The sequence below is a fragment of the Mycobacterium sp. E2479 genome (assembly GCF_001667925.1).
In the GTDB taxonomy this organism is placed as follows: Bacteria; Actinomycetota; Actinomycetes; order Mycobacteriales; family Mycobacteriaceae; genus Mycobacterium.
Genome location: NZ_LZJR01000049.1, coordinates 1 through 22,847, shown reverse-complemented (window position 1 = coordinate 22,847; position 22,847 = coordinate 1). Strand labels below are relative to the sequence as shown.

Below are 22,847 nucleotides of genomic sequence, written 5' to 3'. Positions count from 1 at the left end.
GTTCTGATCATGGCGTGCAGACGGGTGAACTGTCGTCGCCCACCGCCATGACTCACCCGGGTGATAGACGACTGACCGATCGTCAGACCGGTGGACCAGTTCGCTGGTCGCACAGATCGACGCCCGACCCGGTCAGAGCGCAGCAATCTGCGCCCAGGAACCCCAACGGGTTCGTCATCGACGCGCCACGCAACTGGTAAGCGTTGTCACGCCCTCGACGACCGCCGATTGACGGGGGCGGGAGGTGCAGTCGCTACCGCACCACTAAACCAAGGAGCCATAGCCTTGACGGCCCCCCGATGTCGTGGGTCGCGCGGGCGTTCACCCGGATGAATCGCGTCGGCGGGTGATGACCACTCACCCGCCGACGGTGGATGCTGGCACCAGAGTGACCAGCGGAGGTTCTGGGGACGAGGAAACACTGCCGGCTACTTCACCGGTTTCTCGGCCGGGGCGTTGAGCCCAGATCGGGATTTATCAGGATCAATCGGCCGCACGTACCGCGCCAGAAAGAAGACGATGCAATGACCGGCGCCGCCACATCTAGACGCTCGCGCATTCGGTCCTGGCGTTCCTCCACGGGCTGGTCCACCGAGCTGACCAGAACTCCTCTCCCGGACCGGTTCCCTGCGGACGGGTTTTGCCTGCCTCCGGCAAGCGGTGGCCGGACTCAAGGCGTGCCAATGCTTTCCGCCATGGCAGGGATCTAACGTGGGTCGCGTGCGCGCGGGATGTACCACGGCGCCGGACGCCGCGTTGACCTCTCAATTTGAAACCGCCGTCACCCCGCTCCTTGAGCCGCTGTATCGGCAAGCTCTTCGGATGACCTCCAATCGGGTGGATGCGGAGGATCTGGTGCAAGAAACGATGCTCAACGCTTATGCCGGTCTCAGGGCGTTCGAACCAGGAACGAACCTCAAGGCATGGCTGCGGCGGATCATGACCAACACCTATATCAACGGCTACCGGAAGCAAACGCGCCGTCCCGCACAACACCCGATTGGTGAAATCACTGATCGACAACTCGCGGCCAGCGGGCCACGGACGCCTGGGGGCCTACGGTCGGCCGAAGACCAGGCCCTCGAAGTGCTGCCAGATCCCCACCTCAAGGCGGCAATGATGGTGTTGCCCGAGCGCTTTCGCATCACCGTCTATTTTGCCGACATTGCGGGATACTCCTACAAAGAGATCGCCGCCATGACAAACACCCGGCAAGGAACCGTGAGTTCGCGGCTCAACCGGGGACGAAAACAATTGCGCGAATTGCTATTCGACTCGCCAGCCGGCAGGACGATCAACAAGACCGCAGACAAGGCAACCCAAGAGCGTGCAATCGTCAGCGGCGCCAAGCTCAGTTGCGGTCATCCACCAGCCGTTGATCACTGATCGTCCTTGGCCACGCCGACGGCGAAGAAAGAGGCCAACGCCGCATGCCAAGTAGATGGTGCCCCCATCGGTGCTCCATGCGAATCGGTCGGGAGATCAGGAGGAGGCATGATGAACAAAGCAAGAGCACACCGCAAGTGCACGGCTACCCCGTCGTCGCCCTGGAGTGTTGGCGTAACGTTACCGGCACCGGAACATCTCGTGTTCTATGCCGGTGTCGGTGCGTTGGCCGTGTTTGGGATCATGGAATGGCCTGTCGTCGCCACGTTGCTGGTGGGTCACACGCTTGTCAACGCGCAGCACAACAAGGTTCTGCAATCACTTGGTGAGGCATTGGAAGAAGCCTAGTTGCAGCAGATAACGAGCCGGTTTTTTGAATCTCACGGCCGCTGAATTAGGACGGCCACACCGCTGGCAATGAACCCGAATAGTAGGTGAAGCGCTAGCGCGATCGGGACAGGATTCAGCTTCGCGACCTGACGTGCACCCAGATGGATCGCGCCGATGCCGAGATAGTTTATGAGCCAGAGCGCCGCCCCACCCACCAGGCCAGTTATGAGGTACGCGTGCGTGAAGTCCTGCGCGAGAAGGACGATGACAATGCCGAATACGGCCGAGAGCAGGAGGTGTAGGGCCGCGCCAACGAGGGTGGCCACTCCAAATCGCCTTACGTCAGCGCGTCTGGGGCCCAATATAATTCCGCCGATGCTGTTGGGCAGCGCCCACAAACCCCGCCCGCTCGCGGCGCCGTAGGCCATGCCTAGCACGGCTATGGCGAGACCGCCGACAATGCCACCAATGGCCCCAGCAACGTAGCCGCTCACAGTTCCTCGTTGAATCGAATCTCCGCCCCCATCACAAACATCCGGTTCCAGCTAGCGCATGTTCGCTCGTGCGCGCAGGAAATGCGCCTCACTGCGCATCCGTTCGATCATGTGCGGATAGTGCAGTTCGAAAGCCGGCCGCTCAGAGCGGATGCGGGGAAGTTCGGTGAAGTTATGCCGAGGGGGTGGGCTGCTGGTGGCCCACTCCAAGGAGTTGCCATAGCCCCATGGGTCGTCGACGGTGACCGGTTCGCCGTAACGCCAGCTACGGAACACGTTCCATACGAACGGCAGCACCGAAGCCCCAAGGATGAGTGCTCCGATCGTCGACACGATGTTGAGTGTCGTAAACCCATCAGTGGGCAGGTAATCAGCGTAGCGGCGCGGCATTCCCTTATTACCTAGCCAGTGTTGGACCAAAAATGTTGTGTGGAAACCGATCAGCGTCAGCCAGAAGTGCAACTTGCCCAGCCGTTCGTCGAGTAGCCGCCCGGTCATCTTCGGAAACCAGAAATACACCCCGGCATAAGTGGCGAACACGATGGTCCCGAACAGCACGTAGTGGAAGTGGGCGACGACGAAATACGTATCGGTGACGTGGAAGTCGATTGGCGGGCTGGCCAGCAGCACACCCGACAGGCCGCCGAGCAGAAAAGTCAGCAAAAAGCCCGCCGCGAACAACATCGGGGTCTCGAAGGTCAACTGCCCCTTCCACATTGTGCCGATCCAATTGACGAATTTAATCCCGGTCGGAACCGCAATGAGGTAGGTGGCGAAGGAGAAGAAGGGGAGCAACACCGCACCGGTCGCATAGAGATGATGCGCCCACACCGCGATCGACAGCGCCCCGATGGCGATGGTCGCGTAGACCATGGTCGTGTAGCCGAACAACGGTTTGCGGGAAAACACAGGAATGACTTCGGTGATGATGCCGAAGAAGGGCAGCGCGATGATGTAGACCTCCGGATGACCGAAGAACCAGAACATGTGCTGCCACAGCAGGACTCCGCCGTTGGCTGCGTCGAATACGTGTGCGCCAAGATGACGGTCGGCGGCCAACCCGAACAACGCGGCCGTCAAAAGCGGGAACGCCACCAGCACCATAATGCTGGTGACCAGGATGTTCCAGGTGAACACCGGCATCCGAAACATCGTCATGCCCGGCGCGCGTAGGCACACGACCGTCGTGATCATGTTGACCCCGCCGAGGATGGTGCCCAACCCACCGACGATGAGCCCGAGGATCCATAAGTCACCACCAGGGCCCGGCGAATGGACGGCGTCCGATAGCGGGGTGTAAGCGGTCCAGCCGAATGCCGCTGGCCCACCGGGGGCGATGAAGCCCGCCAGGGCGATGAACGCACCGAACACAAAGAGCCAAAACGACAATGCGTTGAGCCGCGGGAAGGCGACATCGGGGGCGCCGATCTGCAGGGGCAGCACCAAGTTGGCGAACCCGAACACGACCGGGGTCGCATAGAACAGCAGCATGACAGTGCCGTGCATAGTGAACAATTGGTTGTATTGCTCGTTGGACAGGAACTGCAGACCCGGTGCGGCCAGCTCGGCACGGATCAGCAGCGCCATGAGCCCGCCGACGAAAAAGAATGTAAAGCAAGCGACGACATACATGATCCCGATCACTTTGTGATCCGTCGTTGTGATCAGCCGGTAGAGCAGGCTACCCGTGGGGCCGGTACGCTCGGGAAATGGCCGGCCGGCCCGAAGCCCTCCTAACGGCGGCGCCGAGGTGGACATTAGATCCGTCTCCTAGATGCGTAGAAGGTGAAGCGGCGCCCAATGTTTAGCGCTGACGCGTCCGCGACCAGGACGCCGCGAACCTGGACACTCCGTCATGTTCGAGCACAGCGAACACGTCAGGCAGATCGACACCGACCGCGGTCAGCCGGTCGAACACTTCCCGCGCTTGCGTCGCCCTGCCAGTCACGGTGTCACCGGCGACGAAGCCATGGTCGGCCACCGCCTCCAGTGTCGGCTCAGGAATAGTGCTGACCGTGTTCGGCGCCACCAGTTCGGTGACGTACATCGTGTCGGGGTAAGCAGTGCTTTTCACTCCAGTGGAGGCCCATAGCGGGCGCTGCACGCGAGCACCCGCGGCGCGCAGCGCGGCGTAACGTGGCGCGGCTTCAAAAACTTGCTGGTAGGCCGCGTAGGCCAATCGCGCGTTGGCGATGCCCGCCTGTCCTCGCAGTTTGAGTGCCTCATCCGTGCCGATCGTTTCGAGTCGCTTGTCGACTTCGGCGTCGACCCGCGACACGAACAGTGATGCCACCGAATGGATTTGAGACAGGTCGACGCCCGCCTGTTGGGCGGCTTCGATGCCGTCCAGATAAGCGTTCATCACCGCTCGGTGCCGTTGGACCGAAAAGATCAGCGTCACATTGACACAGATTCCCTTGCCCAGCGCCGCGGTGATCGCGGGCAGCCCCGCGTCGGTGGCCGGTATTTTGATGAACACGTTGGGCCGGTCGACGATCTTGGCCAATTCGATGGCCTGCGTGACTGTCGCATCGGTATCGTGTGCCAGCGTCGGGTCGACTTCGATGGACACTCTTCCGTCGACGCCGTCGGACGTCTCCCACTGCGGACGCAGCACATCGCAGGCCGCCCGGACGTCGTCGGTGATCGCCGTGCGCACTGCGGTGTCGATGTCGGTACCGCGGGCCGTCAGCTCGGCGATCTGGCCGTCGTAGGCGCGGCCGTGTGCAAGCGCGCGCTCAAACGTGGACGGGTTAGTGGTCACGCCTACAACGCTTCTCGTGTCGATCAGTTGCCGCAGCTTGCCGGATTGCAGCAAGTTGCGAGACAGGTCATCCAGCCAGACCGACACCCCCGCCGCCGACAGCGCAGCCAGATTCGAGTTCTGAGTCATCCCGTCACCGCCACTTGCCGGTTGCGAGGTCGCGGTGTAACCCGTCCTGCGGCACACGCGGCGCCGCAGAGCACAAGCGGCGCATACGCGCTCAACAGCACGCGCCAATCAGGCGGTGTTGTCGAGTCCCTGTCTCGTGGCCCCGGGCACATGCCCTTATGGAGCGGGCTTGGCATGTTCCGCCGTCGCTGCCCCCGGACCTGTGCCGTTACCGCGGTCGGGCAGTGCCCAGTCGGGGCGGATGTAGTGGCAGGTGTAGCCGGATGGGTAGCGTTGTAGGTAGTTCTGGTGCTCGGGTTCGGCTTCCCAAAACTCGTCGGACGCGTTGACCTCGGTGACGACTGCGCCGGGCCATCGGCCTGAATCCTCGACGTCGGCGATCGTGCGCAAGGCGATCTGCTTCTGCTCGTCGTCCAGATAGAAGATTGCAGATCGGTAGCTGGTTCCGACGTCGTTGCCCTGACGGTTTTTCGTGGTCGGGTCGTGTATCTGGAAGAAGAATTCCAATAGTGCCCGGTAGTCGGTCTCGTCTGGGTCGTAGGTGATTTCGAGTGCCTCGGCGTGACCGGGATGATTGCGGTAGGTGGGATTCCTGTTGCTGCCGCCGGTGTAGCCGACACGGGTGGACACCACACCGGGCTGCTCGCGGAACAAGTCCTCCATGCCCCAAAAGCACCCGCCGGCGAGAATGGCGATCTTGTGGTTGGTCATCATTTCTCCTCGCCGGTGCCTTGGTGTTGCACCGACACATCGTCCGTGAACAGCTGCAGATATTGCCCATAACCTTGGGCTTCCAGGTCATCGCGATGTATGAATCGCAGCGAGGCCGAGTTGATGCAGTAGCGCAACCCGCCGGCTTCCGTGGGACCGTCTGGAAACACGTGACCCAGATGGCTATCGGCGTGCGCTGACCGCACCTCGACCCGCTCCATGAAGTGGCTGCGATCGCGCCTCTCCACCAGGCTGTCCGCATCGATGGGCTGGGTGAAGCTGGGCCAGCCACTGCCGCTGTCGAATTTGTTCACCGAGGCGAAAAGCGGTTCGCCAGAAACGATGTCAACGTAGATGCCGGGCTCATGGTTATCGCAGTACTCGCCGGTGAACGGAGGCTCCGTGCCGCTCTCCTGCGTGACGTGGTACTGCTCAGGGCTTAACGCCTCGACCGCGGCAGGGTCCTTGCTGTATTGGTGTGACACCTAATCTCCTTCGTTTGCACAGGCTTTGTGGTGACGCACTTTGCATTAGGGTGCATTCGCGTCGTTGTCGGGTCAGTTGCGGCCGGCCATGATGCCGCCGTCGACGTTGAGGATCGCGCCGGTGACCCAACTGGCCTCCTCGGACAGCAGGTATGTCACAGCGTTGGCCACGTCAGCGGGGGTACCTACCCGCCCCAAGGGATGAAGCGGCGCGAAAGTGGTCAAGGTGGCGTCGATCTCGTCCTTGGGGATGAACTTCTCGTACAGCGGGGTCTTGACGACGGCCGGCGCAACCGCGTTGACCCGAATCTTGTGCTCGGCAAGCTCGATGGCCAGGTTGTGGGTGAGCGCATGCAGACCGGCCTTTTGCATCGAGTAAACCGACGATGGGGTCGCGCCGATGGCCTGGTGTGCCCACATGCTGCCGATGTTGACGATGGAGCCGCCCTCCCCGCGGGCGATCATGCCCTTAACGACGGTCTGGGTCAGGAAGAACAGGGCGTAGTTGAGCTCCATGTATGAGTCGTAGACCTGCTGGTCGTACTCGAGAAATGGCTTGGGGATGAAGTATCCGGCCGCGTTGACGAGTAGCGTCGCGTCGCTGTGCTGCTCGGAAAGCGCGCGCCGAACGTCGGCGACGGCCTCGCGATCCGTCAGCTCGGCAGTGATGCCCCACGCTTGGCCACCCGCGCCGGTCAGTTCGGTCACGGTGTCATCGACCCGGTCTTTTGACCGGCCGACGATCACGGCGCTGCCACCGTGGCGCATGATATCAACGGCGACCTGCCGGCCCATGCCGGCGCTGCCTCCGACGACGATGACCTTCTTGGAATCGAAGTGCATGGTGAGACCCTTCTGCTGATCATTCTCGGCGACTCCTACTGGGCCCGTTGCCCAGCAAGAAACGTTGTTAGCCCTGCCGACGACACAGAGCGTGATGTATGCCGACGTTGAACTGGCCTTAGTCTTCTGCCCGGCGGGGTGAGCTGTCATCACCCAGACGCTGTTTCACCCGGGTGAGTCCGGGCGTAGTGCCGGGGCCAACTATGACACCTGAAGCCCCGTCGATGTGTGTTGTCGTCATGCGGCGCGCGGCTTCGTGACATCAAACCGGGTTCGGGCGCCGCTGCAGATAGAAGCTCGGTGTCCCACTGAATGGCGCACTCGCAGTGTGGAATTCGCTTTCGGGTTCCGATGACACCTGACCGTTAGGTCACTGCTCGTGTGTTCTAGCCAAAAGTGGGTTATAATACCCAGAGCGCGATAGGGAAGATCGGTTGCGAATTGTTTTAAGCGGCCATTATGCACAGCGACAGGCGCGCCACATCATCTCAATCAGCCACCTGAACTGACTACTACGCCCGCAGGGCGCTTCCTCGGTACGGCGGCTGCACACAGCTTTGAGGGGAAGGAGCGTCAACAATGTACGGCTCAGATGAAGAAGTGGTGCTGATCACCGAGGCCACGGCTCTGCCAGGTAGAGGCGATGACCTGCGGCGCGCGTTTGTCGAGTTAATCCCCCAGTCGCTGGCCGAAGGAGGTGTCTGCACTTTCCGGCTTCACGAAGACCGCTCTCTGCCTGGGCATTTCACGCTTTACCAACGGTTCCGCGACCAGCACAGTGTCGACCTTCACGTCCAAACCGATCACTACGCGCTCAGCGTGGCAGCCCTGGCCCAGTTCGCCGAAGGCGGCGAGTCCCAGGTCACCTTCTACAGGGTGTTGAGTCGCTAAGCCCTCTGACCTGGACAGGACGTTTGGATGACTCGAACGGAGGGTCACCAGTGTCGGCGGATTCGGAGCCATGCGCAGATGGTTCGCGAGCCAGCCAAGCACAAGCTGATGTGGCCGGTCGGGCCGCTTGACGGTTTCGGCGGTGGACGAAAATCCCCATCGCTCATATGCCGAGTACGCGCGATGCGACGGCCATCCCATCAGTCTCGAGAGACGGTTGCACGCTCACAAGCTCAAGGCCGAGATCGCTGACCCGGTTGAGAAGACCGTAGAGCTGCGACTGGTCGCGCACCTCACCGGTGAATGTCGTCATTGCCGAACCAGTCTGCAGGCGCATGCCTTCGAGAGCCGACCCAAACCGTTCGCTGAGCTGACCGCGAACGCAGATCTGATACGCCGTTGGCTTCACCTTGACCTCCGCTCAATCTGTGCTTAGTCAGTGTCGATCGCGGCGGGGTGAGTGGCCATCGCCCAGCACACGACCTCACCCAGGTGAAAAGTACTGATGCCGGCGGCCGTGATCCTGTCGAACCGTACAGTTCTCGGGGGGTCGGAACTGCGGAGCGTTATGACGCTGCTGGACATGGGTGCCGGTAGGATTGTCAATTACGTCGTTGAGCTACCACTTCGGACCCTCTGTGAAACTCGGACATGATTGATGACACCGCTGCGGGCCTGACCCCACGGGGTCGGGCGACCTATGCACGCATCGTCGGCGCGGCCGCCGACCTGGTACATAAGAATGGGCTGCACAACACCACGGCCAACGCTGTGCGCAAGGCGGCCTCGGTGAGTGGATCGCAGATGACCCACTATTTCGATGACAAGCCCGCCATGGTGCGCGGCGTCATCGGCTGGCGCCGTGATGAATTGGTCGCGTTTCACACTTCGGGTGAACTGTCCAGGCTGGACAGTCTCGAGGCGCTGCAGAAGTGGGCTGATCTCAACACACAAAAGCAGAGCGACATGAACTGTGTGGGCGGTTGCACATTCGGTTCGTTAGTCGGTGAATTGGTCCCACCGCACGATGATGTCCGAAATGACCTCAGCGCGGTCTACGAGGAGTGGATTGCGCTGTTTCGCAGCGCATTGAGCTCGATGCGTAAACGCGGAGACCTGCGTGCCGATGCCGATCCGTTGCATCTCGCTCGAGTGCTCGTCGCCGCCCACCAGGGCGGGTCGCTGCTCACCCATACGACTCGCACTATCGCACCATTGCGCGAAGCACTGAATGCCGCCGTCGATTACGTCCGTTCGTTTGCGACCCAACCGCATGCGGCTGTTGAACGTAAGGCGGCCTCGAGTCGCAGGCGCTAGCCGGCGCGCATCGCCTTACTCGGCAACCGATGTTGAAGTCCAACAACGCCGTTCACCGCCGATCAGGCCCCGTTACCCTGCTCATCGATTCGAGTGCGTGAGGTCATGACGCGCGGGATTTCATCGGCCGCTCCGCACGGGTGGAGGTCCCAGCCGCCCGCGGAGTCGCTGCTCGCCGGTGACGCGGCCGAGCGGCGAACTGGCGCAGGTAACTCAATGCGAAAGTCAGCGCGTCGCGATCCGGCCAGGTCTTGCCGTACGCGCCGGCCATCAAGCCTCCGCCTTCATGCGCCGTCACCAGAACGTTGGCCAGAGCCGCGGGATCAGCGGACTCGATAAGCAACCCGCTTTTCTTCATGCGCGCCAGACCACGGCGCAACAGCGCGGTCCACTGCCGGTACCCCTCGGCGAGCAGTTCGCGCGTCTGCTCGTTGTGCTTGCCCAGTTGGCCGGCCAGCATCCCATACGTCGGCAACGCGGGATGGCGATGTTGCCGCCGACTCAACACCAACGTGAGTTCAACCCACTTCTCGAAATCCTCGAAGGTGTCCAGATTGTTCAGCGCCGGCTGTCGATGAAAGTCCAGCAGCACCTCGGTTTGCCGAGCGATGACGGCTCGTATCAGCGCATCCTTGTCGGCGAAGTAATGCGCCAGCTGTGAGCCACTGACCAAGGCGGCTTGCCGTACCCGATCCTGAGTTACCGCGGAAACTCCTTCGGTCACAAGCAGCTCCGCGGCGCAGCTGATGATGCGGTCGCGCGTAGCTCGCCCACGACTTGTCATTGGCATCTGGTCGGCATCCTCTTCGGACATGCCGTCAGATTACCGCGCCGCCGGCCAGTATGGGATTTATACCCCACTAGATGTCTGAGGGAGGTCCGTTCAGCCAAGAGCCTACGGGTTTGAAGGCTAGTTGCGATCCCGTGGTGGTGCGCAGGCCGGCTCTGGCAGATCCAAATCCGCTTTGCTCAGCCGGTAGACCTCGAGCGTCAGGTTGTAATACTTGTCGGTCTCACCGACCCAGTCCATGCCCACTCGCCGCGCGGTAGCCACCCCACGATGATTGCCTGGCCGCACGACGGCGAAGACCTCACTGACACCAACGTTCGTGAATGCCTGGTGGGCCACCGCATGACCGGCTTCCGCGCCGTAGCCGTGACCCCACTGCTTGGGTGCAACCTGCCATCCGATCTCGAGATCGGTGCGACCCGGCGGAAGTGGAAGCAGTGCCACTCCCCCGAACAGTTCGCCAGAGTCTCTATCGGTGATAGCCCATCGGCCCTGGGGTAGGCCCGCCGCGTCGCTTTCGGCGATCCATTCCTTCAACACTTGCCGCATGCGCTCGAGGTCGGTGATCAACGGCAGCGCGGGCGACAGCCAACGGGAAACTTCCGGCGCCCCGTATATCTCATAGGCGGCCTGGTCGTCGTCGAGTTGCCACGGGCGCAAGTTCAGGCGGGCGGTCGAGATGCATCGCGTCTCAATGTCCCATTCGACGTGTCGATGCTCAACCATGTCGCCTCCTGGGGTTCACGATACATACACTGGGGCATGCCACCCAATAATAGGCCGCCTGTCAATTGCGGCTATTCGCTCTGCATATCGTCTGGGGCACACCTCCCAGTCCGACATTCGAGTGTCCTGGGACCCCGACTACAACTATTGCGCAACCAACAAATCGCCTCCGGAAGATGGCCGGGGCAATCTATCACCGATCATGCGACTCACGTGTAACCGATGACTCGACTCATGACAATGGTGGAGCTAAGGGGACTCGAACCTCTGCCTTGACCACGAAAACGCCGCTTTAACTGCAGGTTCGGTACATCTCGTTGCAATTCATCCCGTTCAATACCTGCGGCTTGCTTTCGGTCTTGACGGCGTCAAGAGCGCTCTCCTGCGGGGGATCCAGCCGCACAATAGGACCGAGCGCAAGCGCGCGATGCACGCCCAGGAGGCCAATCGGGTCAATAAATCTCAGTCCACACATGACTACCGCGTCGGGGAACAGGCGCCACGGTCAAACTCGGTTGCGCGCCGGCGAAAACCGTTCAAGCTGCACGGGCGGCTCGCCTGCTGACGGCGGCGGAACCAGTCCGGCAACACCGTCGATCACGCTAATGACTTCCCGACTCCCACGATCAAAGTTCAGGGTGCCGTGTTGAAAATTCTGGACGGCCCACTCGGGCTCCTGAATTTCAGCGCTGGTCGGCAGCCCCAGCGCGCTGTGTTCGTAGCCTAGGGTGCCCCACGCGGCGTAGATGGCGCCGGTGACGGGCTGGGCCCCGCTGGCCGGTGACCAGTACATGGCTCCTTTCTCGAAGATGACGTATCGTGTGGCACCCGCTCCTTGCGATTCCGGCGACGTCGGTGCGCCCAGTGCGCTGTTTATGCCGCCCATCGCCTGCCACCGGTCATAGATCGCACTACCTTGTAGCGACTGCGCCAGATCCTGGGCGCTGGGGCGTTTGTTGAATCGCGCGGCAATGTCGCGGATCTGGTTCATCAAGGCATATCCGAGGTTCCCGGGGCAATCGGTATCGCTGACGTCGCGGTGGGCGAAAATGCACGGCAGGCTCAAGGCGGCGCCTTGGGGGAAACGGGTGTAGGGGCCCCCGTCCGATGTCAACGCGACGCTGCCCTGCGGGTCGATGCCATCCATGGCCAGCCGCCACCCGAGTAGGCGCCCGACGGTGCGCACCTGAACCGGCGTGGGGCCCACCGCGCCGAACTCCCCGATCATGCATACCGCCCATGTGTTGCGGTTGAACCCGCCAGTGTGGGTGCCCCGAACCGCTCTCGTCATCCCGCCGAATCGGCCCTCGAATACTTGACCGTACTTGTCGACCAGAGCGTTGTAGGCGATGTCCGACCAGCGCAGGTTGCGGGTGTGGTAATCGTAGATCGACCGCACAATTACCGCCGAATCCTGCGGCGCGTAATCATTTACGCCAGCGGTATGGTGCACGACTCCTGCCTTGATTCCGTTGTCGTACATCGGTGCTCGGCTGCGAATCGACTCGTCGGCGCCCCACTGGGCGCGGCTGACGATATTGACCGCCTGCCCGGGCGCTTCGACCGCCGCGACCAACGCCGGATCGGCCCCCGCGCTCGGGGGTTGGACCTGACCTGATGCGGCGGCGCCCAAACCCAGCATAATTGGTGCAGCCGCAACGTATTTGAGGACATCGCGGCGCGAAAAATGGGGTGACGCTGAACACCCGCACCAATCAGGCACGGCAACACGGTAACCCGCGGTAGCATTATTCATAACGCGACCCGCCGCAACCGAATACGGTTGAACGCGGCGGGTTCGCAATTCTGCCAACAACGGTCCAGCACAAACAAAGCCACGCGCGTCTGTGACGAGGCAGCCGGGGACCGCGACGGCCCAGCATCGGTCCGGAATATCCCGATCGGGCGCTCGCCCATCGATTCGGACGCGGTGATTGCCGATATATCCCGTATTTGTTTGGCAATCAACCGATTTCACTGCTCGTTAGCCGCTCATGGTCGCCGTTAAGTCTCGTTGCCTCTCGACCATGAAAGGCGAGCTCGGCTGACGCACCTATTCCGGGTACCTTCCGACCACAGTGCAGTAGATCTTCGGCGCGATGCTGGAAAACGGTGCCGTCGAATCCACCAGGTCGGCGAACAGCATCGTCACTGCGGAATTTCGACGCGCATGGGGGTGGCGATAATTCCCAGTTCTCATCAGGACCACCCTCGACCACCCATCCACAACGGCGGCTCCTGGCCGTTGAACATGCTTTTGGGCCGCCATCGCTGTCTGCGCAACAGTCGACCGGCGTGGTGCTCGGCCACGTCCTTGAGATACTCGACGTCGTCGCTGGTCCACGGGTGCTGGCCGGTCCCGTCCAACCACCACCTCGGTTGGCCGTCCTGCTCGTAGGGCGTTATGCGGTAACGCCAGGCGGTGTGCCTACCCTTGGCGTCAACCTGCCAGTCCAGCAGCCGCGGCCGGACGGCTTCGGGCGTCGTCTGGATAAATTGCCGGGGGTCTATTCGGATCTCGACAAACTCGCGACCCATGAATTAACCCTACCTATGCCAGCTGCACATCACCTCGGCATCGGCACCGCCCATGCCGGCACCAAGTCCTCATCCTCGTCACCACAGCAACCATCAGCGTCCTAACCACACCCAACGGCCAACTCATCGCCAGCCACACCGTCGACCCCGACCGCAACTACTGGCGCAACCAACAAAAACACCCCGGCCGATGGCCGGGGCAATCTGTAACCGATGACGCGACTCAGGTGTAACCCATGACTCGACTCATCACAGCGTGGAGCTAATGGGACTCGAACCCCTGACCCCCACACTGCCAATGCGATCGGACATGTTCGCTGATATCCGCGGAATGCACGTTATTGCAGCTAGATAGCGCTTCATGCGGCCAGCGAACATTGCCGGATATAGGCGAATTCGTGCCTGGTTTGGGTACGAAACATGGTTGCGGCCGACTCCCCAGCACGGCCAGCACACTGCAGCGCCCCCCGGCGCCCGGTACGCCTGCAACTCGGCAAGCCCACGACCGAGCGCGCCGAACGGTGACAGAGCCGCAGGCCTGTCGGTACTCGCGGTCATCGTGGCCCCCGGCCATCGAACGGGAGAGGACGGGCCGATGGGGAAGCGCGAATGACGCGACTACTGGTCGGGCCGGAACTAGTCGTTACGCGTACACGCTCGTCAATTCAAGGTCCACTCAGACTCGATCAGGGCAGTCCGTATCCAGTGCTGTGTTCGCTTCGGCGGTGTCTTGCGGCTAGATCCCTTCGCTAGAACTGCGGCCCGCAATACGGACGTATCTGGACACATTGTATGATCAGCGTAGGCGGCACATTGCTTTACCTGGATAAATATCGCCAGTCATTGACAGTTGGGGGGTTATGGTCATACGCTTTGAGAAAGTATGTCCGGGGGACGCCCACAACGATGGCCTAGTGGAAGTTGAGGCATCGCGATGAACGTGAACACTGCCGCTCCCAGCGTCTTCGAAGCTGGCCTCCCCACGTTCAGCTACGACTTTACCGCCACTCCGCAGGACATCCTCGAAGACGTGCGAGCTGCGCAATCGTGTGCTCCCATCGCAATTGGCCCTCTCGGTCCGGAAATACTGTCCTACGATTTGGCGCGGGACGTGCTGCGCGACAACAGATTCCGACTGCCACCCGGGCTCACGCTGGCAGCACAGGGCGTCACCTCAGGCCCGCTGTACGACAAGATGATGAGCAGCCTTCTAGGTCTCGATGGCCCGCCACATACTCGCTTACGCAAGCTGGTGTCGAGGGCGTTCACTCCCCGCTCGACGTCGCGCCTACAGGACACGATTCATGAGGTGATGAACGGGCTGATCGATCAAGTAGTAGAGGTCGGTCGTTGCGACGTCGTGACCGATATCGCGCGGCCGTATCCCACCCCGATCATGTGTGCGCTGATCGGTGCGCCTCGGGAAGACTGGCATCTATTCTCAGAGTGGACCGCCGAAATCTTCAAGGCTTTCAACTTTCAGCCCGACGCCACCTTCGATGAAGCCGCGATCATGCGGTCGTGGAGCGAACTGGACGCCTACGTCGATGACATGGTCGCCGCACGCCGGAGCCATCTGACTGATGATCTGCTGTCTGAGCTTATACGCGCCGAAAGCGACGGGGACAGGCTCAATCTCGATGAACTGCGCATGCTGGTGGCTGGCTTCTTGATGGCGGGGACGGACACCACCCGACACCAACTGGCCGCCTCAGTGCAGGTGCTGTGCGAGCATCCGGATCAATGGGCGAAGCTGGGCGACCAGCCAGAGCTTGCGATGCAGGCGGTTGAGGAGAGCATGCGGCACTCGCCTGCGGTCTGTATCTCGGTGCGAGCCGCCACAGAGGATGCCGAAATTGGTGGGTACACGTTCCCGGCGGGGACCTTGGTCGTCGTGAACACCTTTGCAGCCAACCGTGATCCAGCGATTTATGAGGATGCAGATCGGTTCGACATCGCCCGCAACGACTTACCTGCGATTTTGACTTTCGGTGGTGGCGCGCACTACTGCCTAGGGGCGAACCTCGCACGGCGGGAATTGGCGGAAGCACTTATAGTCCTCACCCGACGTCTCACCGCACCCCATCTCGTCGCTCCTGCGCCGTGGAAGTCTCTGCTCGGTATGACCGGCCCCACGACGCTTGAGATTGAGTTCGACAGCGAAATGGTTGTGGCAGCGGATGCGTAGTCGCGGCTGGGCGGGTGTCACACCCGCCTCGGACGAGGAGGCAATTGCCCGCATTCTGGATGCGGTAGACGACGTGATCGCTGAACACGGGTCGGCGCTACGGCTTGCCGACGTCGCCCGAAGGCTCGGAGTCACTCGTCAGACGGTATACCGGTACTTTCCCAACGCGGACGCGCTCCTCATTGCCAGTGCAATGCGTGCGGTCAACGGTTTCATCGACCAAGGTGTGCAGCACGTCAGCGGCCTCAATGACCCGGTCACTGCGATCGTCGAAATAATTTCGTTCGCAGTTGAAAACCTTACCGGCGATCCACAGTTGGAGAGCTTGCTTACCCAGACCCCTGAGGGCGAAGCTGCCATCTCGCTCACCTCCGACACAGCGATCGTTTTCTGCTTGTCGGCCTTCCACCGCCTCGATGTCGATTGGAAGCTTCACGGCTTCGACACCACCGCGCTCAATGAGCTTGCCGAAATGACCTTGCGCACAGTGCATTCTCTCCTGACCGATCCCGGGCGGCGGCAGCGCGACGGAATCGCACTTCGCCGCTTTGTTGCGCGATGGCTCGGTCCAGCGATCCTCTATCCACGGATGACGTCGTTGCCGGTCCACGAACGGCACGCATCATCGGACGAGCACATCAAGCCGGACAGGTGCGCTGAATCGTGAACTTCGGACGAGAGGCCGCCGACGGTGCCACTATCTGACGGACAGGCTTGCAATTACCCTGCAAGGGCGAGCGATTATCCTTCGTCAATTGCATCGAGCGTGTCGGGGAAGGTTGCGTTCGTTACCGGCGGGGCGTCCGGCATTGGCGCCGCGTTGACGACCAAGTTGGTCGATGGGGGCGCCGAGGTCTGGATCGCCGATCGTCAGATCGGCCCCGCGCAGGACCTGACGCAACGCCTCAACAGGGGTGGCACAAAGGCGCACGCGATTGAGCTGGATGTGCGCAGCTATCCATCGTTTGAGCGTGCCGTCGCCGAGGCAGTAGGGCAGTCCGGGCGGATCGACTACCTGTTTAACAACGCAGGCATTTTGGTCGACCGTGAGGTCGACTCGTACACGCTCGATGACTGGAACGACGTGTTCGATGTGAACCTGCGCGGTGTGGTGCACGGCATCCAGGCGGTCTATCCGATCATGATCGGGCAGCACTCCGGCCACATCGTGAACACAGCCTCGATCGCCGGTCTCGCCGCCGGCGCAGCGCCGGCCAGCTACACCGCCACCAAGCACGCCGTTGTCGGGATCTCCAAGTCGTTGCGCATCGAGGCCGAGCGCCACGGCGTGCAGGTATCGGTGCTTTGTCCTGGCATGGTCTCGACTCCGATGGTGCTAACGGAGAGACATCGGGGGATGGCACCAGGACCAATAGAACGCTTTCTAGAAACGTCAAAACCCGAACGGTTCGCCGAGCGCGCCCTTCGTGCCGTGTTGCGGGGAGACGCGATCATTGTGTTGCCGACGTGGTGGAAGGCATTCTGGTACCTGGAGCGGTTCTCGCCCGCGTTGTCGATGCTCGTCGCAAAAGCCATGCTTAAGCAAAAACGTCGGATGCAGTCCACCGCCGCCTGATCTGCTGTCTTATGGCTAGGCACACCGGGTTCTAAAACTCGCGTGGGCCGGTACGGTGGGTAATCTTGCCGCAGGGCATGCAGCCATACGTTTCGGCTAGCCACGTTTCGGGCAAAGTTGAAACTTGGGCGTTTGTTGTCACTGACAGCGTTGACGCTCATGTAGGCCAGCAGGTCACGGCGTTGGCGACGTTGGCCAATGAGGGCCGCTGTTTGGACCTACTCCGGACGGACTGCGGACGCTTCGTCCGAAGCCATCTCTCCGGAGAAAGACGGTGCTCGCCGTACGAGGCACACGTCAGTCGGTCGAGCGGGCACCCCCCCACCCCTATCGATCCCGCCCGACTAGCTCGCAGGGGGTTCGCCTTCGACTTCGCGGAGGTAGCGCTCGACGAGTCCGACTATCTCGGTGTGCCCTGCGGTGATGTCGATTTGGTCCTCCATGAATAGGACTGGCGGGATGACGGTCATCAGGAATGCCACCGCCATGGGCGGAACGCTTTGTTCATCGACGTCGTACTTCTTCAACACGGCGGCGACCATCTCAGCTTGCTGGGCGCGGAACGTCTGTGCGTAGTGGCGTAGTTCGGCTGCGAGTTGCGGACGATGGTTGGCCAGGGCAAGAACCTCGATGGCCCACTTACCCCAAGGGGCATCGCGAATCATCCGCCAGAGTGCCCACAGCGGCTGCGGCGATTCAAGGGCTTCAGCGTGTGCCATGGACCCTGTTTCGGCTTGGCGTTGGAAAACCGCTCGAAGGAGATCGTCCATGGTGCCGAAGTGGTAGTGCACGAGCTGTGAGCCAAGACCGGCTCTCTGCGCAACGCGGCGGCCCGTGACGGCTGCCCAGCCCTCATCGAGCATCAGTTGCTCGGCTGCATCCAGTATCACTGTGCGTGTCTTCGCGTTTGGCGACGCGATCCGTCGTGGCGATGCCATTCATGACTCGCATTCTTCGTAAGTGCTGACAGGTCAGGCTATCGGGTTGACCGGCTCCACCTCGGCATGTTAAGCATATGCTTAACTTTTAAGCACATGCTTAAAAGTACTGCACAACACGGCTAGCGGCAACTAACCGCACGTCGGCGAGGTAGAGGAGCGACTAAATGTCCCGCAACATGACTGGTGAGCTTCGTTTCGACCCTTACGACGTCGACCTTGTCGCCAATCCTTACCCCTTGTACCAGCGGTTACGAGATGAGATGCCGCTCTACTACAACGAGCAGCACGACTTCTTCGCGCTGAGCCGGTACACAGATGTCGAGAAGGCTCTCTTCGACAACAAGACGTTCAGTTCCGCGCGCGGCGACATCTTGGAGTTCATCAAGGCGGATATGGATATTCCGTCCGGGCTTATCGTCGCGGAGGACCCACCCCGACACGACATTCACCGAAGGCTGTTGTCGCGGATGTTCACTCCGCGCAAGATCAGCGCGTTGGAGCCGCGGATTCGAGAGTTCTGCGTGCGCAGCCTCGACCCGCTCGTCGGTGCAGGCGGATTCGACTTCGTCACGGACTTCGGCGCGGAACTGCCCATGCGGGTCATCGGCATGCTGTTGGGCTTCCCCGATGAGGATCAACTGAGGTCTCGCGACCACGCGAACGAGATTCTGACCACCGAGGCGGGTCGGCCCATGGAGTCCGCGTCGACCGGATTCGATGACGGTCAACTCTGGGCGGACTACATCGACTGGCGAGCGGACAATCCGTCCGACGACATTGTCACCGAACTGCTGAATGTGCAGTTCGAAGACGAGCAAGGCGTCACCCGCCACTTGGAGCGCGCCGAGCTGCTCATGTACGTCAACATGGTCGCCCTGGCGGGCAACGAGACCACAGCACGGCTGATCGGATGGGCGGCAAAGGTGCTCGCCGAGCATCCCGACCAACGACGGGAACTCGTCGCCGATCCGGGTCTGATCCCTCAGGCGGTCGAGGAGTTATTACGTTTCGAAGGTCCCGCTCCGTTTGTGTCGCGTTACGTCACACGCGAGGTCGAGTACTACGGCCAGCAGGTGCCTGCCGGCAGTGTGATGACGCTCCTCATCGCTTCGGCGAATAGAGACGACCGCCAATTCGGCCACGACGCCGAGGTGTTCAACATTCACCGCCAGACCCGGTCACACATCGCCTTCGCCGTCGGTGCGCATTTCTGCATTGGTGCGGCCTTGGCGCGCCTGGAAGGGCGCATCGCACTCGAAGAGATCTTGAAGCGGTTCCCCGAGTGGGACGTCGATCTCTCGGCAGCACGGATGTCGACCACCTCCACCGTCCGAGGCTGGGAAACCATGCCCGCACTCGTCAGAGATAAATCGTGACACCCACCGACCGGCAGGCCGCGAGCGATCAGGTCGACTCGGCGTGGCCCGACCACCCGGACTATCGGATTGACATCACGCCCTCTCAGCACACCGGTCAGCTCTGGCATGGTGACGTGCTCATCGCCGAAAGTGACGGCTGTCTGGTGGTGACCGAGACCGATCATGTTGACCGACTGTATTTCCCGAAGTCCGACGTCCGTTGGGACCTGTTGACGCCCTCGGATCGCACAACGGAATGCCCGTTCAAGGGTCGCGCTGCATATTGGGACCTCGCAGGTGCCCACGACCACGCGGACAGCGTCGCGTGGACCTACCGCACTCCGCTTCCCGAGGTCGCGGGGATCGCGGACTACGTGTCGTTCTACGACACGCCCTGTCGCATCGAAATCGTCGAGCGGTGGCCTGAGGGCAGGAGCGTTCCAGCCTCCTTCCCGCTATGGGGCGACGCTGCCGAGCTGGTGCGGATCGTTGATGTCGAGCCCGCCGGCGAGGGCCGGTTCGTCGGCCCCGCGCACGGACCTACCTGGCGCAACGTCGTGGAGGGTGGCCAACTCGTCGCAGAGTCCGTCGTCGCGGTATCCAAGTCGCTTCCGGGCCAACGAGTTACCTCTGTATCGACCATTTTCACAAAATCAGCAGCCCTCGATCGCCCGGTCGATCTAACCCTCGAGGTGCTGCGGCACGGCAAGACCTTCTCTACGACGCAAGTCCACGCCACTCAACACGGCGCGCTGTGCTGCGCGGCGCTAGTGCTCGCCGATTCCGGCGCACCCGACCTGATTCGCGACCAGCCACCCATGCCCGACGTGCCAGGACCCGGGGCGGCGGAAAGCTTTCCGGGATTCGGAGTCACCGGACGCGAGATACGAGTCGTCAACGGAGCCTACGATTCCGACCCCGACCGCATCGGACCGCCCCACATCGATGTGTGGGTCCGCTTCCGGGATGCGCCTGACGAGTCGTATTTGCACGCTGCGCTTCTTGCCCAATCGACCACACATTGGACCATTGCGGCAGGCATGGCACCGCATCGGGGCTTCGGTGAAGCCCAAGCACACGACACCATCTCGACCGCAGTCATGATGAGCACCATCGCCTTTCACGACGACGTCGATGTCAGCAACTGGCTGCTGTACAGCAATGACGCCTTCTGGTCGGGACGTGGACTGATCCAAGGCAACGGCAAGGTCTTCACCGTCGACGGTCGCCTCGCAGCGTCGTACACAGTGCAGGCCATGGCACGCGCGTTCGACCGCACCCCGGCAGCTATGGACCGCGACAATCACACTGCGATGTGATGTATCCGAGGTATTGGAAGGTGCCATGACGACCGCACAAATCGTCTTCGATCCGTTCTCGGAGGACTTCTTCAACGGGGCCTACCACACCTACCGACGCATGCGCGATGAGCAACCGGTCTACTACAACGCCGACCTCGACTTCTACGCACTGACCCGCCATGCCGACGTCGCGCCCGCGTACAAAGACGCGGCAACCTACTCGTCGGCCCGGGGAACCGACCTCGCCTCGATCCGCAACGGACTACCCGTCGACACCGGCCCACGCATGATCATCATGATGGACCCTCCCAGCCATCGAGACATGCGCAGCTTGCTCAACAAAGTCTTCACGCCCAGAGCAATCCAAGCCCAAAAGCCAATGGCCACCGAGAAGATCGACAAGTACCTCAGCCGGGTCGACCCCGACGGATTCGACGCCGTCCAAGACTTCGCCGCACCGTTTCCCGTCGAAGTCATCACCAGCATGCTCGGCGCACCTGAGGACGACGCACAAAAGGTGCGGCACTGGGTCGACTTGTCCTTAACCCGCGAGATCGGACAACTCGAACTGACCGAGGAGGGCACCCAAGCCTCCATCGATACCGCGATGTACTACTACGAGCTAATCGAGCAGCGCCGCACCCGTCCCCGAGATGATCTGCTCACCAAATTGCTCGAAGCCGAGTTGGTCCGTCACGACGGCAACAAGACTCGACTCGACGACATCGAAATCGCCGCATTCGCAACGATGCTCGGCGGAGCGGGCGCCGAAACCGTGACCAAGCTCGTCGGCAGCGCGATCTACCTCTTCGCCAGGCACCCACACCAATGGCAGAAGTTGCTCGATGATCGAAGCCGCATCCCCGCTGCGGTCGAAGAACTACTGCGGTACGAGGCACCGTCGCAATACAACGTGCGCGTCGCCACGAAAGACGTTCACCTGCACCGACAAACGATTCCCGAAGGCGCCCCGGTGTTCCTGATTGGAGGGGCTGCCAATCGTGACCACCTGGTGTGGACTAACGCCGACACGTTCGACATCGACCGAGACCGCACCGAGGCCCCGAATCTCGGGCTCGGATACGGCATCCACAGTTGCCTCGGCGCCGCGCTGGCTCGCATGGAAAGCGCCATCGCGTTGGAGAAGCTCCTCGACTTCATGCCGCGATACGAAGTCGACTTCGACCGGTGCGAACGGGTTCACATGGCGAACGTGGTCGGCTGGAAGACAATACCGGTACGGGCAATCAAATAGGTGGCTACACGATGACCGCCCTTAATGATCCGATTCACTTTTTCGGTGTCGACGCCCTACAAGATCCCTATCCGCTCTACGACCGTATGCGCGCCGAGGCCCCGGTGCATCGAATCGGTGATTCAGTGTTCTATGCCGTGTGCGGCTGGGATGCGGTGATGGAGGTCATCGACCGAGTGGAGGATTTCTCCTCAACGTCAACCTCAGTGAGGGGTGGCTGAAGGTTCGCAGCACTCTACGCCGTGTCGGCGATGAGCTGACGATCACCGAACCGAAGTCTGAGCGGTCCCGGCGCACGGTGCCCCTGTCACCGGCCATCGTGGCGATGCTCAAGTCTCAGCGCGCGGCCCAGGCCGCAGACCGGTTACACGCCGGTGAGCATTGGACTGACACCGGCCTGGTGTTTACCACCGAGTTCGGGACGCCGGTCGAACCGCGCAACGTGCTGCGCACCATCTAAGTCGCGGCATCCAGAGCCGGTGTCGAGGGCGTCGGGGTCACACCCTGCGGCACAGCGCCGCCGTGGCGTGGCTGGCAGCCGGTGTGCACATCAAGGCCGTGGCTGACCTGCTGGGCCATGCCTCGATCTCCATCACCGGTGACATCTACGGCCACACCAGCGATGCGAGCAGTCGGGCCGCGATTGACGGGCTGACCAGCGCATTAGGTATCTAGTTTGCTGGCGTGGCCTCGCCGATAGCCGGTTTGGGTGCGGCGTTGTGGTATTGCCCTTACCGTAACAGCCTCAATAACGGTGTTCGTGCTGGTGGAGCTAAGGGTGTCTGAGTTCACGACATAGGTGACAGATGAGTCGGGTCATGGGT

Annotated in this window: 24 protein-coding genes and 3 pseudogenes; 13 read left to right on the top strand and 14 right to left on the bottom strand. The window is 61.6% G+C overall.

Going from position 1 to position 22,847, the window contains the following annotated elements; translation table 11 throughout:
• Positions 1-711: 711 nt before the first annotated feature.
• Positions 712-1,386: a sigma-70 family RNA polymerase sigma factor gene (locus A5686_RS05390; protein WP_082947491.1), complete on the top strand. Its 675-nt coding sequence runs from the start codon at positions 712-714 to the stop codon at positions 1,384-1,386.
• A 108-nt stretch (positions 1,387-1,494) separates the two neighbouring features.
• Positions 1,495-1,734 (top strand): hypothetical protein, encoded by a 240-nt coding sequence (locus A5686_RS27065; RefSeq protein ID WP_156749950.1) that lies wholly within the window; start codon positions 1,495-1,497, stop codon positions 1,732-1,734.
• A gap of 32 nt (positions 1,735-1,766) precedes the next feature.
• Here the strand turns inward: A5686_RS27065 and A5686_RS27060 are convergent, their stop codons facing one another.
• The 6 genes from A5686_RS27060 to A5686_RS05360 all read right to left on the bottom strand — a co-directional run bounded on the left by A5686_RS27060 (position 1,767) and on the right by A5686_RS05360 (position 7,142).
• The gene (locus A5686_RS27060; protein ID WP_156749949.1) at positions 1,767-2,042 is read right to left on the bottom strand and encodes a hypothetical protein; all 276 of its coding nucleotides are present in this window, start codon (positions 2,040-2,042) and stop codon (positions 1,767-1,769) included.
• Positions 2,043-2,261: 219 nt separating this feature from the next.
• Positions 2,262-3,968: a cytochrome c oxidase subunit I gene (ctaD, locus tag A5686_RS05380; RefSeq protein WP_067931880.1), complete on the bottom strand. Its 1,707-nt coding sequence runs from the start codon at positions 3,966-3,968 to the stop codon at positions 2,262-2,264.
• Between the two features lie 46 nt (positions 3,969-4,014).
• On the bottom strand, positions 4,015-5,103 hold the full coding sequence (gene tal / locus A5686_RS05375; RefSeq protein ID WP_067931878.1) for a transaldolase: 1,089 nt from the start codon (positions 5,101-5,103) through the stop codon (positions 4,015-4,017).
• A gap of 156 nt (positions 5,104-5,259) precedes the next feature.
• The gene (gene msrA, locus A5686_RS05370) at positions 5,260-5,814 is read right to left on the bottom strand and encodes a peptide-methionine (S)-S-oxide reductase MsrA (RefSeq protein WP_067931929.1); all 555 of its coding nucleotides are present in this window, start codon (positions 5,812-5,814) and stop codon (positions 5,260-5,262) included.
• Complete coding sequence (msrB, locus tag A5686_RS05365; RefSeq protein WP_067931876.1) at positions 5,814-6,299, bottom strand: peptide-methionine (R)-S-oxide reductase MsrB; 486 nt, start codon at positions 6,297-6,299, stop codon at positions 5,814-5,816. Before msrB ends, msrA begins: the two co-directional genes overlap by 1 nt.
• A 72-nt stretch (positions 6,300-6,371) precedes the next feature.
• Positions 6,372-7,142, bottom strand: coding sequence for an SDR family NAD(P)-dependent oxidoreductase (locus A5686_RS05360; protein ID WP_067931874.1), 771 nt, complete (start codon positions 7,140-7,142; stop codon positions 6,372-6,374).
• A 579-nt stretch (positions 7,143-7,721) separates the two neighbouring features.
• Here A5686_RS05360 and A5686_RS05355 point away from each other — a divergent pair.
• Complete coding sequence (locus A5686_RS05355; protein WP_067931872.1) at positions 7,722-8,033, top strand: putative quinol monooxygenase; 312 nt, start codon at positions 7,722-7,724, stop codon at positions 8,031-8,033.
• 163 nt (positions 8,034-8,196) lie between these two features.
• Here A5686_RS05355 and A5686_RS05350 read toward each other — a convergent pair whose 3' ends face one another.
• Positions 8,197-8,442 carry a hypothetical protein gene (locus tag A5686_RS05350; RefSeq protein ID WP_067931870.1) on the bottom strand — a complete coding sequence of 82 codons (246 nt, stop codon included), beginning with the start codon at positions 8,440-8,442 and terminating at the stop codon, positions 8,197-8,199.
• Positions 8,443-8,684: 242 nt separating this feature from the next.
• On the opposite strand from A5686_RS05350, the gene A5686_RS05345 reads away from it, so the two are divergent.
• Positions 8,685-9,350, top strand: coding sequence for a TetR/AcrR family transcriptional regulator (locus A5686_RS05345; RefSeq protein ID WP_067931868.1), 666 nt, complete (start codon positions 8,685-8,687; stop codon positions 9,348-9,350).
• A gap of 103 nt (positions 9,351-9,453) precedes the next feature.
• Here A5686_RS05345 and A5686_RS05340 read toward each other — a convergent pair whose 3' ends face one another.
• From A5686_RS05340 to A5686_RS05320, 5 genes and pseudogenes are all read right to left on the bottom strand, one after another.
• Entirely contained in the window at positions 9,454-10,164 is a 711-nt protein-coding gene (locus A5686_RS05340) for a TetR/AcrR family transcriptional regulator (protein ID WP_082947490.1), read from the bottom strand.
• Between the two features lie 96 nt (positions 10,165-10,260).
• The gene (locus tag A5686_RS05335) at positions 10,261-10,866 is read right to left on the bottom strand and encodes a GNAT family N-acetyltransferase (RefSeq protein WP_067931866.1); all 606 of its coding nucleotides are present in this window, start codon (positions 10,864-10,866) and stop codon (positions 10,261-10,263) included.
• Between the two features lie 505 nt (positions 10,867-11,371).
• A pseudogene (locus A5686_RS05325) lies at positions 11,372-12,544 on the bottom strand (N-acetylmuramoyl-L-alanine amidase); the annotation flags it as partial.
• A 375-nt stretch (positions 12,545-12,919) separates the two neighbouring features.
• Positions 12,920-13,066, bottom strand: a complete 147-nt coding sequence (locus A5686_RS27055; protein WP_156749948.1) for a hypothetical protein — start codon at positions 13,064-13,066, stop codon at positions 12,920-12,922.
• Positions 13,066-13,404, bottom strand: a complete 339-nt coding sequence (locus A5686_RS05320) for a hypothetical protein (RefSeq protein ID WP_067931860.1) — start codon at positions 13,402-13,404, stop codon at positions 13,066-13,068. The genes A5686_RS27055 and A5686_RS05320 overlap by 1 nt, the downstream gene beginning before the upstream one ends.
• A 934-nt stretch (positions 13,405-14,338) precedes the next feature.
• Here A5686_RS05320 and A5686_RS05315 point away from each other — a divergent pair.
• The 3 genes from A5686_RS05315 (at position 14,339) to A5686_RS05305 (ending at position 17,168) form a co-directional block, all read left to right on the top strand.
• Positions 14,339-15,592 carry a cytochrome P450 gene (locus A5686_RS05315; protein ID WP_067931858.1) on the top strand — a complete coding sequence of 418 codons (1,254 nt, stop codon included), beginning with the start codon at positions 14,339-14,341 and terminating at the stop codon, positions 15,590-15,592.
• Positions 15,585-16,259, top strand: coding sequence for a TetR/AcrR family transcriptional regulator (locus tag A5686_RS05310; RefSeq protein ID WP_067931856.1), 675 nt, complete (start codon positions 15,585-15,587; stop codon positions 16,257-16,259). Before A5686_RS05315 ends, A5686_RS05310 begins: the two co-directional genes overlap by 8 nt.
• A gap of 87 nt (positions 16,260-16,346) precedes the next feature.
• Positions 16,347-17,168, top strand: coding sequence for an SDR family oxidoreductase (locus tag A5686_RS05305; RefSeq protein ID WP_067931926.1), 822 nt, complete (start codon positions 16,347-16,349; stop codon positions 17,166-17,168).
• Positions 17,169-17,512: 344 nt separating this feature from the next.
• On the opposite strand, the gene A5686_RS27810 is transcribed toward A5686_RS05305, so the two are convergent.
• Both A5686_RS27810 and A5686_RS28195 read right to left on the bottom strand, forming a co-directional pair.
• Positions 17,513-17,887, bottom strand: coding sequence for a hypothetical protein (locus A5686_RS27810; protein ID WP_231986296.1), 375 nt, complete (start codon positions 17,885-17,887; stop codon positions 17,513-17,515).
• 39 nt (positions 17,888-17,926) lie between these two features.
• Positions 17,927-18,106 (bottom strand): annotated as a pseudogene (locus A5686_RS28195) (helix-turn-helix domain-containing protein); the annotation flags it as partial.
• A 167-nt stretch (positions 18,107-18,273) separates the two neighbouring features.
• Here A5686_RS28195 and A5686_RS05295 point away from each other — a divergent pair.
• The 6 genes and pseudogenes from A5686_RS05295 to A5686_RS27795 all read left to right on the top strand — a co-directional run bounded on the left by A5686_RS05295 (position 18,274) and on the right by A5686_RS27795 (position 22,698).
• Positions 18,274-19,485 carry a cytochrome P450 gene (locus A5686_RS05295; RefSeq protein ID WP_067931852.1) on the top strand — a complete coding sequence of 404 codons (1,212 nt, stop codon included), beginning with the start codon at positions 18,274-18,276 and terminating at the stop codon, positions 19,483-19,485.
• Positions 19,482-20,786: a DUF427 domain-containing protein gene (locus tag A5686_RS05290; RefSeq protein ID WP_067931850.1), complete on the top strand. Its 1,305-nt coding sequence runs from the start codon at positions 19,482-19,484 to the stop codon at positions 20,784-20,786. Before A5686_RS05295 ends, A5686_RS05290 begins: the two co-directional genes overlap by 4 nt.
• Positions 20,787-20,811: 25 nt before the next feature.
• On the top strand, positions 20,812-22,023 hold the full coding sequence (locus A5686_RS05285; protein WP_067931845.1) for a cytochrome P450: 1,212 nt from the start codon (positions 20,812-20,814) through the stop codon (positions 22,021-22,023).
• Between the two features lie 11 nt (positions 22,024-22,034).
• Positions 22,035-22,229: pseudogene (locus tag A5686_RS05280) on the top strand (cytochrome P450); the annotation flags it as partial.
• Between the two features lie 92 nt (positions 22,230-22,321).
• A complete protein-coding gene (locus A5686_RS27800; RefSeq protein WP_231986292.1) occupies positions 22,322-22,483 on the top strand; it encodes a hypothetical protein in 162 nt (53 codons plus the stop codon).
• A 62-nt stretch (positions 22,484-22,545) separates the two neighbouring features.
• Positions 22,546-22,698 (top strand): hypothetical protein, encoded by a 153-nt coding sequence (locus A5686_RS27795; RefSeq protein ID WP_369829678.1) that lies wholly within the window; start codon positions 22,546-22,548, stop codon positions 22,696-22,698.
• Positions 22,699-22,847: the final 149 nt, after the last annotated feature.